The organism is Intrasporangium sp. (genome assembly GCF_036566125.1).
Classification (GTDB): Bacteria; Actinomycetota; Actinomycetes; order Actinomycetales; family Dermatophilaceae; genus Intrasporangium.
In genome coordinates, this window is sequence record NZ_DATCWX010000247.1 from 1 (window position 1) to 14,210 (window position 14,210).

General features: G+C 68.0%; 11 protein-coding genes, 1 tRNA gene and 1 pseudogene. 7 read left to right on the forward strand and 6 right to left on the reverse strand.

Going from position 1 to position 14,210, the window contains the following annotated elements; genetic code table 11:
* From VIR15_RS15095 to VIR15_RS15115, 5 genes are all read left to right on the forward strand, one after another.
* Positions 1–616: hypothetical protein (locus tag VIR15_RS15095; RefSeq protein WP_331929153.1), on the forward strand; the 616-nt coding region annotated here is incomplete at its 5' end.
* Between the two features lie 34 nt (positions 617–650).
* Positions 651–1,901: a deoxyguanosinetriphosphate triphosphohydrolase gene (locus VIR15_RS15100; protein ID WP_331929155.1), complete on the forward strand. Its 1,251-nt coding sequence runs from the start codon at positions 651–653 to the stop codon at positions 1,899–1,901.
* A gap of 32 nt (positions 1,902–1,933) precedes the next feature.
* On the forward strand, positions 1,934–3,886 hold the full coding sequence (gene dnaG / locus VIR15_RS15105) for a DNA primase (protein ID WP_331929158.1): 1,953 nt from the start codon (positions 1,934–1,936) through the stop codon (positions 3,884–3,886).
* Complete coding sequence (locus VIR15_RS15110) at positions 3,886–4,404, forward strand: hypothetical protein (RefSeq protein WP_331929160.1); 519 nt, start codon at positions 3,886–3,888, stop codon at positions 4,402–4,404. Before dnaG ends, VIR15_RS15110 begins: the two co-directional genes overlap by 1 nt.
* Before the next feature lie 119 nt (positions 4,405–4,523).
* A tRNA-Asn gene (locus VIR15_RS15115) sits at positions 4,524–4,596 on the forward strand.
* A 164-nt stretch (positions 4,597–4,760) separates the two neighbouring features.
* On the opposite strand, the gene VIR15_RS15120 is transcribed toward VIR15_RS15115, so the two are convergent.
* From VIR15_RS15120 to VIR15_RS15145, 6 genes are all read right to left on the reverse strand, one after another.
* Entirely contained in the window at positions 4,761–5,684 is a 924-nt protein-coding gene (locus tag VIR15_RS15120; protein WP_331929163.1) for an amino acid ABC transporter permease, read from the reverse strand.
* Positions 5,681–6,346 carry an amino acid ABC transporter permease gene (locus VIR15_RS15125; protein WP_331929166.1) on the reverse strand — a complete coding sequence of 222 codons (666 nt, stop codon included), beginning with the start codon at positions 6,344–6,346 and terminating at the stop codon, positions 5,681–5,683. The genes VIR15_RS15120 and VIR15_RS15125 overlap by 4 nt, the downstream gene beginning before the upstream one ends.
* A gap of 121 nt (positions 6,347–6,467) precedes the next feature.
* Complete coding sequence (locus tag VIR15_RS15130) at positions 6,468–7,307, reverse strand: glutamate ABC transporter substrate-binding protein (RefSeq protein WP_331929168.1); 840 nt, start codon at positions 7,305–7,307, stop codon at positions 6,468–6,470.
* Between the two features lie 61 nt (positions 7,308–7,368).
* Entirely contained in the window at positions 7,369–8,097 is a 729-nt protein-coding gene (locus VIR15_RS15135; RefSeq protein WP_331929176.1) for an amino acid ABC transporter ATP-binding protein, read from the reverse strand.
* A 171-nt stretch (positions 8,098–8,268) separates the two neighbouring features.
* On the reverse strand, positions 8,269–9,537 hold the full coding sequence (locus VIR15_RS15140; RefSeq protein ID WP_331929170.1) for a M23 family metallopeptidase: 1,269 nt from the start codon (positions 9,535–9,537) through the stop codon (positions 8,269–8,271).
* A gap of 234 nt (positions 9,538–9,771) precedes the next feature.
* Complete coding sequence (locus VIR15_RS15145) at positions 9,772–12,165, reverse strand: ATP-binding cassette domain-containing protein (protein WP_331929172.1); 2,394 nt, start codon at positions 12,163–12,165, stop codon at positions 9,772–9,774.
* A gap of 95 nt (positions 12,166–12,260) precedes the next feature.
* On the opposite strand from VIR15_RS15145, the gene VIR15_RS15150 reads away from it, so the two are divergent.
* Both VIR15_RS15150 and VIR15_RS15155 read left to right on the forward strand, forming a co-directional pair.
* Positions 12,261–13,304: a M15 family metallopeptidase gene (locus tag VIR15_RS15150; RefSeq protein ID WP_331929174.1), complete on the forward strand. Its 1,044-nt coding sequence runs from the start codon at positions 12,261–12,263 to the stop codon at positions 13,302–13,304.
* A gap of 310 nt (positions 13,305–13,614) precedes the next feature.
* Positions 13,615–14,210, forward strand: a pseudogene (locus VIR15_RS15155) (hypothetical protein); the annotation flags it as partial.

A 14,210-nucleotide genomic window follows, 5' to 3' on the forward strand; every position in this document is an offset into this window, starting at 1 on the left:
GGTCACCTTCCCCGCCCCGGGCGGCCTGCCGACACCGCTCCGCTCCTACGAGCTGCGCACCGGCAGCTGGAGTGACATCCCACTGTCGCCCGCCATGGCCGACGTCACGGACGTGCGGGTGCTGGCGCTGCCCGGCGCACGGGGAGGCGACACGGGGAGGGCCATCGTCGCGGTCGAGCGGTCCAGCGGGACGTGGTGCGCGCACCTCATGGAGGGCTACGACATCGCCCCGGAGGCGATCCTCTGTGCCGAGAGCGGCTCGGCATCGCTGCTGGCCAGCGTGAGCCCGGACGGGGCGAGGGCCGTCATCGGCGACCGCTACTACGAGCGGTTCAACGTGGATAGGCCGACTCGGCTCATCGACCTGCCCACCCTGACCGACGTGCCGGGCGTGCCCCCGGAGGTGCTGGCCGTGGGTGTGGGTCACCTGTACTGGGAGAACGAGCACGCCCTCATCGGTGGGGCGAATCGCGTGTCTCCCGTGCATCGTTCGGAGGCACTCTTCCGCTGGGACCTCAGAACGTCGACCGGCGAGGCGCTGGAGTGGCGTCTCGCCGACAGCCCGGTCCCCACCTACACACCCGGCACGCCCGACGAGCCGGCCGTCTGGCCCTGAACTGTTCGCGATCCAGGCGTCCTAGAGTGCGGGTGTGGGGTATTCGGACTTCGATCGAGAGCGGTGGGTGGCGGAGGACCCCGCCCAGAAGCGGTCCGACCGCGACGACTTCGCCCGGGACCGCGCACGACTCGTGCACTCGGCCGCGCTGCGGCGGCTTGCCGGGAAGACCCAGATCCTCGGCGCGGGGCACGACGACTTCGTGCGCAACCGGCTCACACATTCGCTCGAGGTGGCGCAGATCGGACGGGAGTTCGGGGCCGCGCTCGGGTGCGACGCGGACCTCGTCGACATGGCCTGCCTGGCCCACGATCTCGGGCATCCGCCGTTCGGCCACAACGGGGAGATGGAGCTCGACCGGATCTCCGCCGACATCGGCGGCTTCGAGGGTAACGCGCAGACCCTGCGCCTGCTCACCCGGCTCGAGCCCAAACGGTGCCACGCCGACGGGTGCCCGGCGGGCCTGAACCTGACCCGCGCGTCCCTCGATGCGTCGACGAAGTACCCGTGGTTGCGCGGAAACGGTCCCGTTCCGACGCGCAAGTTCGGCGTCTACGAGGACGACCTGCCGGTGTTCGAGTGGATGCGGACTGGGGCGGAGCCTGCGGTCCGGTGCTTCGAGGCGCAGGTGATGGACTGGTCCGACGACGTCGCCTATTCCGTCCATGACCTCGAGGACGCCATCGCGTCCGACTGGATGGACCCTCGCGTCCTCCGGTCCCGGGTCGAGATGCGGGGTGTCCTCGAGGTCGCGGGGGCGACGTACGCGCCTGACCAGGGGCCTGCCGCGCTCGCCCATGCGCTGGACCGGATCCTCGCCACCGGGGCCATCCCGTCAGGCTTCGATGGCTCCCGGAACGCCCTGGCCGCCCTCAAGGACATGACGAGCCGGATCATCGGTCGGTTCGTCCAGGCGGTCGAGGTCGCGACGAGGGAGCGGTACGGTCCCGGCCCACTGTGCCGGTACGCGGCCAACCTCGTCGTGCCGGACGAGACGCGCGCCGAGTGCGCCGTGCTCAAGGCCGTGGCGAACCAGTTCGTCGTGACGACTGACAGCCAGATGGTGCTCAAGGCGCAGCAGCGAGAGGTGCTCGCCGAGCTCGTGGACCTGTATGCCGCCGAGCCCGACGCCCGTCTGGACGCGGACTTCCGCCCCGACTTCCTGGCGGCCACCGACGATGGCGTGAGACTGCGGGTCATCGTGGACCAGGTCGCATCGCTGACGGATGTGCGTGCACTGTTCCTTCACTCGCTGTGGGCAGGGTCCTCGGCCACCCGCGTGTGACCACCTAGACTCAGCGCAGCGAGAGGAGGGCAATGGCGGGTCGGATCAACACTGACGACATCGCGACGGTCAAGGCGCGCTCCTCGCTCGAGGACGTGGTCCGCGAGCACGTCACGCTCCGCAACGCCGGCCCCGGCGCCCTCAAGGGGCTGTGTCCCTTCCACGACGAGAAGACTCCGTCGTTCAACATCCGCCCGGGCGTTGGGGCCTGGCACTGCTTCGGCTGTGACGAGGGCGGTGATGTCATCTCGTTCGTCCAGAAGGTCGACCATCTCACCTTCGCCGAGGCGGTGGAGCGGCTGGCGCAGCGGCTCGGGATGGAGCTGCGCTACGAGGACGGCGGGTCCCGGTCCCGCGACGAGGGACTCGGCCGCCGATCCCGGTTGCTCGAGGCGCACCGCGTCGCCGAGGAGTTCTACACGGAGCGGCTGCTGGCCGACAAGCTCGCCAGACAGGCACGTGACTTCCTCCGGGCCCGTGACTTCAACAGCTCCCACGTGAAGCACTTCGGGTTGGGCTTCGCGCCGCGCGGTGGAGAGGACCTCGTCGGCCATCTGCGCGCCAAGGGATTCACCGACGAGGAGCTCGTCATCGGCGGACTCGCGGGACGGGGATCGCGCGGCCTCTACGACCGCTTCCGCAGCCGTCTCCTCTGGCCGATTCGTGACATCACCGGCAGCACGATCGGCTTCGGCGCTCGTCGCATCTTCGACGACGACAAGATCGAGGCGAAGTACCTCAACACCTCGGAGACCCCCCTCTACAAGAAGTCGACGGTCCTCTACGGGCTCGACCTCGCCAAGAAGCGCATCGCCCAGGACCGACAGGCCGTGGTCGTCGAGGGCTACACCGACGTCATGGCGTGCCACCTGGCAGGCGTGGAGACGGCGGTGGCGACGTGCGGCACAGCCTTCGGGAGCGAGCACATCAAGATCCTGCGACGCATCATGCGCGACGAGGCCGACCTCGCCCCCGCCAAGGTGATCTTCACCTTCGACGGTGATGCGGCGGGGCAGAAGGCGGCCATGCGGGCCTTCGCGGACGACGCGAAGTGGACCTCGCAGTCGTTCGTCGCCGTGGAGAAGTCGGGCAAGGATCCGTGTGAGCTGCGCCAGGCAGGTGGGGACCCAGCGGTCCAGGCGCTCATCGAGGACGCCGTGCCGATGTTCGAGTTCGCCGTCCGCACGACGATCAGCCGCTTCGACCTCGCCACGGCCGAGGGCCGCGTCAGGGCGAGCGGGGCGGTGGCTCCCATCGTCGCCTCGATCCGGGACCGGTCGCTGCGGCCTGAGTACACCCGCGAGGTCGCCGGCATGCTCGGTGTCGAGGTGGAGCAGGTCGCGGCGGAGGTGGCGAGAGCCGGACGCATCACCCTCGACCAGGGCGGGGCACAGGGCCGGTTGAACGGGCGCTCCGCGCGCGCAGGGACCGGCGTCGAGGACGAGGTGGGGGAGCCGACCCCGGCTGAGGCGGCCCGCACCATGCCCGTGCCTGACCGCCGCGATCCTGTCGTTCTGGCCGAGCGGCAGCTGCTCCAGGTGCTCCTCCAGTTCCCGGCCGTGCTCCGCCCGGGCGCCATCGACGTGCTGTCGGCCGACGCCTTCTCGGCGGAAGCCCACCGCGCGGTCTTCGACGGGGTCAGGATCGCGAGCGGCTCCGGTGACCGTGCCTCTCTCGGCACGTGGGTGTCCGCGGTGACGGAGGCCGCCCCAAGCGCCGTCTCGGGGCTCATCAGTGAGCTGGCGGTCGCCTCCCTGCCGACGCGGATGGACCCGATGACGGGCCTGCCGAGCTCGCGCTACGTCGAAGAGCTGTTCGACCGCGTCCGGACGGTCTCCCTCACCCGACGGGTGGCTGACGCCATGAGCGAGATGCGGCGGCTCGACCACGCCCAGGAGCCGGACCCCGACCGGTCGCGAGTGCTGGCCACGGAGCTGCAGGAGCTGCAGCGGCAGCTGGCCCGGATCAAGGAAGGCATGTCCTGATGGGTCTGTTCGACCGCCGCCGCAGGGCGGACCTGCCCACTGAGGTCCGGCAGGCGGTGCCGCTGCGATCGGGGGATCGCCTCATCGCCTGGGCGAAGGACGAGCAGTCGGGCGGCCACGTCGTCGCCTCAACACACCAGCTCGCCTTCGTCGGCCCGGACGCGTCACTCGTCTGGCAGCGGCCGTGGCACGAGGCCGAGTCGGGCACATGGCAGAGCGACTCGGGCCTCCTGACCGTCATCTGGGTCGACCACCGCCGACCGGCACAGTGGCTGATCCGGGAGCCGTCGATGCTCCAGCAGGCGCTCCGGGAGCGGATCCAGGCCAGCGTGGTGCTGAGTGACGAGTTCCGGACCGAGAACAGGCGAACGATCCGCGTCGTGATCCGGCAGGACTTCGCCAGCGGCGAGCTGCTGGAACAGGTCATTCCCGGCAAGGGGGCCGACCCGAACGATCCTGCTGTCGCCGCCGAGGCAGCCCGCAGGCTTGCGAGGCTTCGCTCCGAGGTCGGCCTCTGAATCGGTGCCTACGGGCTGCCTGGCAGGCGGCTCCGGACTCGGTGCGGGAAGCGGATCGGGGTGCTCAGCGGGCGATTTAGTCCCCGGTGAACTCCTTTGCTATGGTTGCCCGGCAGCGATCCCCTGTAGCTCAACTGGCAGAGCAGCCGGCTGTTAACCGGCAGGTTGTTGGTTCGAGTCCAACCGGGGGAGCCCAGCATGACGAAGGGCGGCATCCACCCCGATGCCGCCCTTTCTCATGCCCACTCGGACCCCCAGCAACACGCGCGCAGCAACACACCCGCTTATCGACTGTTGGTCCCTGTTGCAACAGTGACCAACAGTCGATAAGCGGGTGTGTTGCGGTTGAGGCGGGCTCAGCGATCGCGAAGGGCGCGCTCGTCGGCCTCGAGCCGCTGCTCGTCGATGAGCGTGATGTCGATCTCGCCCACCGCGCCCGGCCCTGCTACACCGCGCTCGATGGTGACGCGCCCGCGCTCGCGCAGCCGTCGCTCGACGTACCCCGCGAGCCGGCTGAGGGTGTAGTTGATGACGATGAAGATGATCGCGATGACGATGATCGACGGCACGATGTTGCCCTTGTACGAGCCGATCGACTTGTACTGGTTGAGCAGCTCGTCGTAGGTGATGATGGAGCCCAACGCCGTGTCCTTGATGACGACGACGAGCTGGCTGACCAACGCCGGCAGCATCGCCGTGATCGCCTGCGGGATCTGGATGATCCGGAGCGTCTGACCCCGCGTCAACCCGATGGACAGGCCCGCCTCGGACTGCCCCTTCGGCAGGCTGCCGACGCCTGACCGGATCAGCTCAGCGACCACGGACCCGTTGTAGAGGGTCAGTCCGGTGACGACGGCAGCGAGTGGGACGAGGTCGAAGTCGAAGGTCTGGTTGAACGCGTAGAACCAGAAAGCCGCGATCATCATGACGAGGACGGGGACAGACCGGAAGAACTCGACGATGATCGAGCTCACCCATCGGATCGCTCTGTTGTGCGACAGCCGTCCCATGCCGAAGATGACACCGAAGATCGCGGCGAGCACGACGGAGATCGCCGCGGCCTTGAGCGTGTTGATCAAGCCGGGGATGAGGTAGTTGACCCAGATCTCGCTGGTGAGGAAGGGGGTCCATTTCTCTGGGGCGAGGTTCCCCTTCTCGCCGAGCTTGAACAACGCGAAGGCGACGAAACCCGCGATGACGACGATGCCGATGACGGTGAAGAGGCGGTAGCGCGCGCGGGCCTTGGGGCCGGGCGCATCGAAGAGGACGGAGGCGCTCATCGTTTCACCACCAGTCGGTTGGACAGATAGGTGGTGAGGATCCCGACGGGCAGCGTGAGGATGATGAATCCGATCGCGACGACGAGGAAGATGGGCAGCAGCAGGTCGGACCGGAACTCGATCATCTCGCTCATCAGGCCGGCGATCTCGGAGACCCCGATCGCGGTCGCGACGGTCGTGTTCTTGGTCAGGGCGATGAGCGTGTTGCCTAGCGGCGTGATCGCACCACGGAAGCCCTGCGGGAGGACGACCTCGCGCAGGCTCTGCCCGAAGGTCAACCCGATCGACCGGGCCGCCTCGGCCTGCCCGACGGGGACGGTGTTGACCCCCGACCGGATCGCCTCGCACACGAAGGCGGCGTGGTAGATCGACAGGGCGATGATGGCCCAGATGATGTTGTTCCTGGCGAGGTCCTCGCTGAAGTTGAAGCCGAGGTTGACGGCCATGACGATGTTGGCCGCGATGATGATCAGCGTCAGCGGGGTGTTGCGCACGGTGTTGACGTAGAACGCCCCGGTCCGCTGGAACACGGCCACGGGCGCAAGGCGCAGGATCGCGACGATCGTGCCGATGATGAGCGAGCCGATGGCAGCGGTGATGGTGAGCAGGATCGTCATCCCGAACGCCGCGAAGATGTTGTATTCCGCGAAGAGTTCACCCATGTGCAGTCCTCCTCGGGCGACCAGGGTGTGGTTCCGCTTGTGGCTGGGAGCCAGCCAGAGCGGGAGGTATGCCGCTGAGCTCGCTCAGCTCTGCGGCATACCTCCGCGTGCGGCTTGGTGATCAGGCGGACTGGCAGGTGGGCGTGGGCGGGTTGCCCTCACCCGGCTTGTAGTTCGCGGGACCCAGGTTCTTGTCGACCGACTTCTGCCACTCGCCGGAGTCGATGAACTTCTTCAGGGCGTCGACGACCTTGTTGCAGAACGCCGTGTCGCCCTTCTGCACGCCGACACCGTAGTTCTCGGTGGAGAACGTGTTGCCGACGACCTTGAGCTTGCCCTTGTTGGCCTCCTGGGCCGCGTAGCCCGCGAGGATCGTGTCGTCCGTCGTCAGCGCGTCGACGGCGCCGGACTTGAGGGCGTCGACGCAGAGGCTGTAGGTGTTGTACTCCTGCAGGTTGACACCGGGAACCGCCTTCTGGACGTTGACCGCCGACGTCGAGCCCTTGACGGAGCAGAGCTTCTTGCCGGCGAGGCTGTCCTTGCCGGTGATCGAGGTGTCGTCCGAGCGGACAAGCAGGTCCTGGCCGGCGATGAAGTACGGGCCGGCGAAGGAGACGTCGGCCATGCGCTTCTCGGTGATCGAGTACGTCCCGACGATGTACTTGACCTGACCGGTCTTGAGCAGCGTCTCACGCTGCGACGACACCGCCTCGACGAACTCCGGCTTGAGGTTCAGCTCCTTGGCGATGAAGTTGGCGACGTCGATATCGAAGCCCGAGTAGGTGGCTCCGGTCTTGAGACCGAGGCCGGGCTGGTCGAACTTGATCCCGACCTTGACTGCCTCGCCGCCTCCTCCGGTGGCGCCGGCTCCGCCATTGCCGCCGTTGTCGCTCCCGCACGCTGCGAGGCCGAGGGCGGCGACGGCAGCGATGGCAATCGCGCTGGTGCGCCTGAGCTTCATAAGTTGTTCCTCCTGGTTGGTTCGGGTCCGGAGGTCACCGGAGCCGCGTGGGGATGGTTGGCTAGTGGGTGAGGATCTTGCTGAGGAAGTCCCTGGCCCGGGAGGACTTCGCGTTGGTGAAGAACTCCTCGGGCGTGTCCTGCTCGACGATCTCGCCCTCGTCCATGAAGACGACCCGATCGGCTGCCCGGCGCGCGAACCCCATCTCATGGGTCACGACGATCATCGTCATGCCCTCCTTGGCGAGGCTCGTCATGACGTCGAGGACCTCGTTGATCATCTCCGGGTCGAGCGCCGAGGTCGGCTCGTCGAAGAGCATGACCTTGGGGTTCATGGCCAGGGATCTCGCGATGGCGACCCGCTGCTGCTGCCCGCCGGACAGCTGCGCCGGGTACTTGTCCCTTTGGGCCTGGACGCCGACGCGCTCGAGCAGCTCCATCGCCTTCTTCTCCGCCTCCGCCTTGGCCACCCCGCGCGCCTTGATCGGCCCCAGCGTGACGTTCTGCAGAATCGTCTTGTGGGCGAAGAGGTTGAAGGACTGGAAGACCATCCCCACGTCGGCCCGAAGACCGGCGAGGGCCTTGCCCTCCTCCGGCAGTGGCTGGCCGTCGATCAGGATGCGGCCTGACTCGAAGGTCTCAAGGCGGTTGATGGTGCGGCACAGCGTCGACTTGCCGGAGCCGGAGGGGCCGAGCACGACGATGACGTCGCCCTTGCCGACCGTCAGGTTGATGTCCTTGAGGACATGGAGGTCGCCGAAGTGCTTGTTGACGCCCTCCATGACCACGATGGGCTGACGACGAGCGGTCACCGAGTCGCGCGACGGGTCCACATCGACGGCATTCTCTTCGTCCATGCGGGAAACCTACCGGCTGATCATCCCCGTGAGCGAGGGGTCAGCCGGAGAGTCGCCGAATCGTAGCGAAGCGGCCCTGCCCAGCTTCAGTACACCAGCCGGCCGTCAGCCTGCGCCCGTTGTCGTGCTCGACGAGGTTGCGTCTGAACCGTCCGCACCGGTCGTCGATCCGGTCTGTTCCGGTGAGTCTGCGGTAGCGGAAGGCTCACTGGTCGCGGGCTCGGATGTGGCGCTCGGCTCGGAGGTCGCTGTCGGCTCCGACGTAGCCGCCTGAGAGTCGGTCCCCGAAGTGTTCTCCTGTGAATCCGTCGTCGGGGCAGGCTCGGAGGTCGACGGCGCCGAATCGGACGTGGTCGCGGGAGGCTCGGAGGTGGTGGTCGTGGTCGCGGGAGGCTCGGTGGTCGTCGTGGGGGGAGGCTCGGTGGTCGTCGGATCCGTCGTCGGGTCCGTCGTTGGGGGCGTTGTCGGGCTGGTGGTCGTCGGCGAGATCAACGGGGGCTTGGTCGTTGTCGAGGTCGGCGGCTTGATCCACGGGCTCGAGGTCCCGCTCGTGGGCGCCGGGATGGGCACGTCACCGTCCTCGATGTGCACCGGCACACCACGACTGTCGCGGACCGTCGGGGAAGAAGGCACGAACGGGATGCTGGGAGCATGCGAGCTCGGCAGGCCGAGATAGGGGCCCGGGTCGACATAGCGCTCGTTGAGGATCACGTCGAAGTGCAGGTGACACCCGGTGGACCAGCCCGTCGTGCCGACGAGGCCGATGATGTCGCCTTGCTTGACGACATCGCCCTCCTTGACGAGGAACTTCGACTGGTGGCCGTAGGCCGTCTTGAGGTTGGGGCTGTGCTGGATGATCGTCCGAGCACCCCACGACGGCGAGACCTGGGCATAGACGACGGTGCCTGCGGCCGCGGCCCGGATCGGCGTGCCGCACGCCGCGGCGAGGTCGATGCCGGTGTGGAACATGGGCACTCCGAGGACGGGGTGCATCCGTGGACCGAAGCCGGACGCCTCCGCCCCGAGGACGGGACGGATGAAACGCAGCTGCGACTGCTGGTCGGGCAAGGGGGAGGCAAGAGGTGGCACCATCCCCGGGGGCAGGGCCAGGCTGGGGAACTGGAAGAGCCCGCCGCCGATGGCCGAGGAGATGCCGGACACGGCGCCTGTGAGGCGCGGCGAGACGCCCTGAGGATAGGCAGGCGCCGAGGCGCCCACGGTGCCGCCGGCAACAGCATCTGAGGCTCCGGCTGCCAGGACGACCGACTGTCGGGCCATCTGTGGTGCGCTGGCCCCGAGGAAGGGCAGTAGTGCGACGAGCGTGACACCGGCCGCAAACGTCAAGGTCCGACCGCGCACCCTGATGTGCACCACGGTCGGGCCACTCTTCGGCCTGATCGGCTCCTGCACTGGCAGGCACCCCCATCGGGCAGATCGATTGCGGACCGAGGCCTCCTGACTGGACCTCGGACCGGCCCTCATCGCGGACGCCCCCTGCGCCGCGGTGCCGACCGGTGCTTCCACCATAGGGTGATCGTCGGAGTCCCGGGGCGGAACGGGCTCAAGTTTCCTGTGATTTGGCAGATGGGTGCCGCCGGCGCGCATGGCTCACACCCTGCCGACGTAGGCCGCCAAGTGCTCTCCTGTCAGGGTCTTTCGTCCTGTGATGAGGTCGACGGGTGTGCCCTCGAAGACGACCCGGCCACCGTCGTGCCCCGCGCCTGGGCCGAGGTCGATGATCCAGTCGCCATGCGCCATGACGGCCTGGTGGTGCTCGATGACGATCACCGACTTGCCGGAGTCGACGAGCCGGTCGAGCAGCGCCAGCAGCTGCTCGACATCCGCGAGGTGCAGTCCAACGGTTGGCTCGTCGAGGACGTAGACGCCGCCCTTCTCGCCCATGTGGGTGGCCAGCTTCAGGCGCTGTCGCTCTCCGCCGGAGAGAGTGGTGAGCGGCTGGCCGAGGCTGAGATAGCCGAGCCCCACGTCCGCGAGCCGGCCGAGGATGGCGTGCGCCGCAGGCACCTTCGCGGCCCCGTCGCCGAAGAACTGCTCGGCCTCCGCGACCGGCATGGCGAGGACCTCGCTGATGTCTCGGCCTCCCAGGTGGTACTCGAGCACCGCCGGCTGGAAGCGCTTGCCCTCGCACTCCTCGCAGGGCGATTCCACGCTCGCCATCGGGCCGAGGTCGGTGTAGATGACACCAGCGCCGTTGCAGGCGGGGCAGGCGCCCTCGGAGTTGGCGCTGAACAGGGCGGGCTTGACGCCGTTGGCCTTGGCGAACGCCTTGCGGATGGGGTCGAGCAGCCCGGTGTACGTCGCCGGGTTGCTGCGACGTGATCCGCGGATCGCCCCCTGGTCGATCGTGACCACCCCGTCCCGGCCGGAGACCGAGCCATTGATCAGTGAGCTCTTGCCCGAGCCGGCGACGCCCGTGATGACACAGAGCACGCCGAGGGGGATGTCGACGTCCACCTCCCGCAGGTTGTGGGTGCTCGCGCCACGGACCTCGAGCATCGCCGAGGGCGTCCGGACCGACGGCTTCAGGGCGGCGCGATCGTCCAGGTGGTGGCCAGTGATCGTCCCACTGCTCCGCAGTCCCTCGACGCTGCCCTCGAAGCAGACCGTCCCGCCAGCGGTGCCGGCGCCGGGACCAAGGTCGACGACGTGGTCGGCGATGGCGATCATCTCCGGCTTGTGCTCCACGACGAGGACGGTGTTGCCCTTGTCACGCAGCTGCCGCAGCAGCCGGTTCATCCGCTCGATGTCATGAGGGTGCAGGCCGATGCTCGGCTCGTCGAAGACGTAGGTCACGTCGGTGAGGGAAGACCCGAGGTGACGGATCATCTTGGTCCGCTGCGCCTCTCCACCGGACAGCGTCCCCGCGGGACGATCGAGTGAGAGGTACCCGAGCCCGATCTCGGCGAAGGAGTCGAACAGGTGCTGCAGTCCCGTGAGCAGCGGGCGGACCGAAGGCTCGTCGAGGTCGCGAACCCAGGCAGCCAGGTCGCTGATCTGCATGGAGCAGATCTCCGCGATGTTCTTGCCCCTGATCTTCGAGGACCGGGCGGCCTCGTTCAGGCGGGTGCCGTCACAGTCCGGACAGGTGGTGAACGTGATCGCCCGCTCCACGAAGGCGCGAATGTGCGGCTGCATCGCGTCGACGTCCTTGGAGAGCATCGACTTCTGGATCTTCGGGATCAGCCCTTCGTAGGTGAGGTTGATCCCCTCGACCTTGACCTTGGTCGGCTCCTTGTGGAGCAGGTCGTGCAGCTCCTTCTTCGTGTACTTGCGGATCGGCTTGTCCGGGTCGAAGAACCCGCTGCCACGGTAGATCCGGCCGTACCAGCCATCCATGCTGTAGCCGGGGATCGTGAGCGCGCCCTCGTTGAGAGACTTGCTGTCGTCGTACAGGGCAGTGAGGTCGAAGTCGGTGACCGAGCCCATGCCCTCGCAGCGGGCGCACATGCCGCCGGTGATGCTGAAGCTGCGTCGTTCCTTGGTGAACGACTCGCCGCGCTCGACGGTGACCGCCCCGGCCCCGGAGATCGATGCGACGTTGAAGGAGAAGGCCTGCGGCGACCCGATGTGCGGCTTGCCGAGACGGCTGAAGAGGATTCGCAGCAGGGCGTTGGCGTCCGTGGCGGTTCCCACGGTGGAGCGCGGGTTGGCGCCCATCCGCTCCTGGTCGACGATGATGGCCGTCGTCAGGCCGTCGAGGAGGTCGACGTCGGGCCGCGCCAGCGTCGGCATGAAGCCCTGGAGGAAGGCGCTGTAGGTCTCGTTGATGAGCCGCTGTGACTCCGCCGCGATCGTGTTGAACACGAGCGAGCTCTTGCCGGAGCCCGAGATGCCCGTGAAGACCGTCAGGCGACGCTTCGGGATCTCGACGCTGACGTCCTTGAGGTTGTTGACTCGCGCTCCATGCACGCGGATCATGTCGTGGCTGTCAGCGAGCGGCAATGCCCGCGTCTCTCGGCTCATCTTGGCGGTGCTCGTCATGTCGCCCAAACTAGCCGCGGCCCAAGGAGCCGCGCTTCTTCATTCCTGACGCGTGGCGCCACCGGCGGTGGCTATCGTGAGCACCGAGGTGAGCCATGGACATTGCCGAACCCACCCGACCCGGCCTCAGACCGGCGCGCAGGGGACGTGCGAGGTACGCGCCGGCCTTGGCGCTCGCCATCGTCATCGCGGCCCTCCTCGCGTCGACCCCCGCGCCGCGATCGGCTCAGGCGGTCGGGCGGCTCCCTTCGTGCGATCTCGGGGACGTCTACACGGTGCCCCGCGGCTACGACGACTGGAGCGTGACCCTGGTCGACCGGCTCCTGCGCGTTGAGAAGGACTACGTGCCCCCGGACCTCGTCAACGTCCGTGAGGCGGGCATCCCCGGGGGTGGCCGGATCCGAGCGGTGGCGGTCGACGACACCCGCGCCATGGCGAGGGCCGCGCGAGCCGCCGGTGCACCGATCGGCGTGTGGAGCGCGTACCGCAGCTACGCGGAGCAGGTCCAGATCTTCAACGGCTACGCCCAGCAGAACGGCCGCGACAGCGCGATCACGTACTCCCAGCGACCGGGGCACTCGGAGCACCAGCTCGGGCTCGGCGTCGACTTCATGAGCGCCGGAGGCGGGAACCCGCTGCCGGGTGACTGGGCCACGACCGCAGCGGGCCGCTGGATGCGGGACAACTCATGGAAGTTCGGCTGGGTCAACAGCTACCCCCGGGGCAAGGGCGGCACGCGCTGGAACGACCGCACGTGCCTGCGCTACGAGCCGTGGCACTACCGCTACCTCGGTCGTGCGGTCGCGGCCGAGGTGCATCGTTCGGGCCTGACGATCCGGGAGTACCTGTGGCGGAACCACACGCTGCTCGACAGCACGGGAAGATCAGCGGCGAGCCCGACGCCCACCCCGTCGGCGACTGCAAGCACGTCGCGTGAGTCGACGGCGACGACGGCCCCAGCGACGCCGACTGCACGCCGAACGACTGCCCCTCCCACTGCGAATCCGACCCTGGCAACGGGCTCCTCAACATCAACGTCGAGCGGCGTCGGAGCTCCGGTCCTCGTGGCTGGCCTGCTCGGACTGGTGGGCGTGCTCGCACTGATCGGGCGCGCGTGGTCCCGACGACGTATGCGGTGAGTTGAACTCAGCCACAAACAGACTCAGCTGTATGCCGCTGAGCTGGCTCAGCGGCATACGCCTCCTTCATGCCGGGTCGGGATGCCGGCGGTGACCGTGGAACTAATCCGCCAAAACGCCGAAATCGGTTGCGGCGTCACGTAATGTCCTGCTCGTGCGTCCACCGGGGTTGGGCCCGGTGGCATGCAACACGTCAACGCTTGTCCGCTCGATGCGCAGGCGCGTCACTGTCGCGCGTCAGCTGTGCGCCTTGACATTCACAGAACAAGATGGGGGAAACATGCTGCGTTCGAGAGGGTTCCCAAGACCCTTGCTCGTTGTCCTGCTCGCTCTCGCTCTCGCTGTCGCTGGTCTGGGCGCGCCGGTCGTCGGAGCGGCGACGGCGCAGCCTCTGAACTCGAGTTCGGAGCAGAGCGAGGCCAGTGCGCAGGCCGGATCCACCGGCAACCTGACGCCGTCGCTGAATCCGGTCGTTGGCTTCGCCGACCTGCACAACCACCAGTTCGCCAACGTGGCCTTCGGCGGCTTGCTCCTCTGGGGAGAGCCTTTCCACGAGAAGGGGATCGCGCACGCCCTGCCGTGGAGCGACTTCATGCCCTCGGCACCTGGTGAGGTCGTCGCTCCCGACGGGCAACCGGTCGACCGGTTCGGCTGTGGTGGTGTGGGCTTCTACTCGCACTGCCCTGCGACGTGTCCGCCCGGCACCGGCCCGGGTACCGACCAGTGGTGCGAGGGCGTCGCGATCCACGGGGCGGGCGGGACGAACAACCTCCTGCAGTTCGCCCTCAGTGGGTCGTTCGGCCACCTCGTGGGCGGCTACCCGGAGTTCGACGGGTGGCCGCGGTGGAACCAGTACACCGCCCAGCAGGCGTACGTCGACTGGGTCGAGCGCTCCTGGCGCGGTGG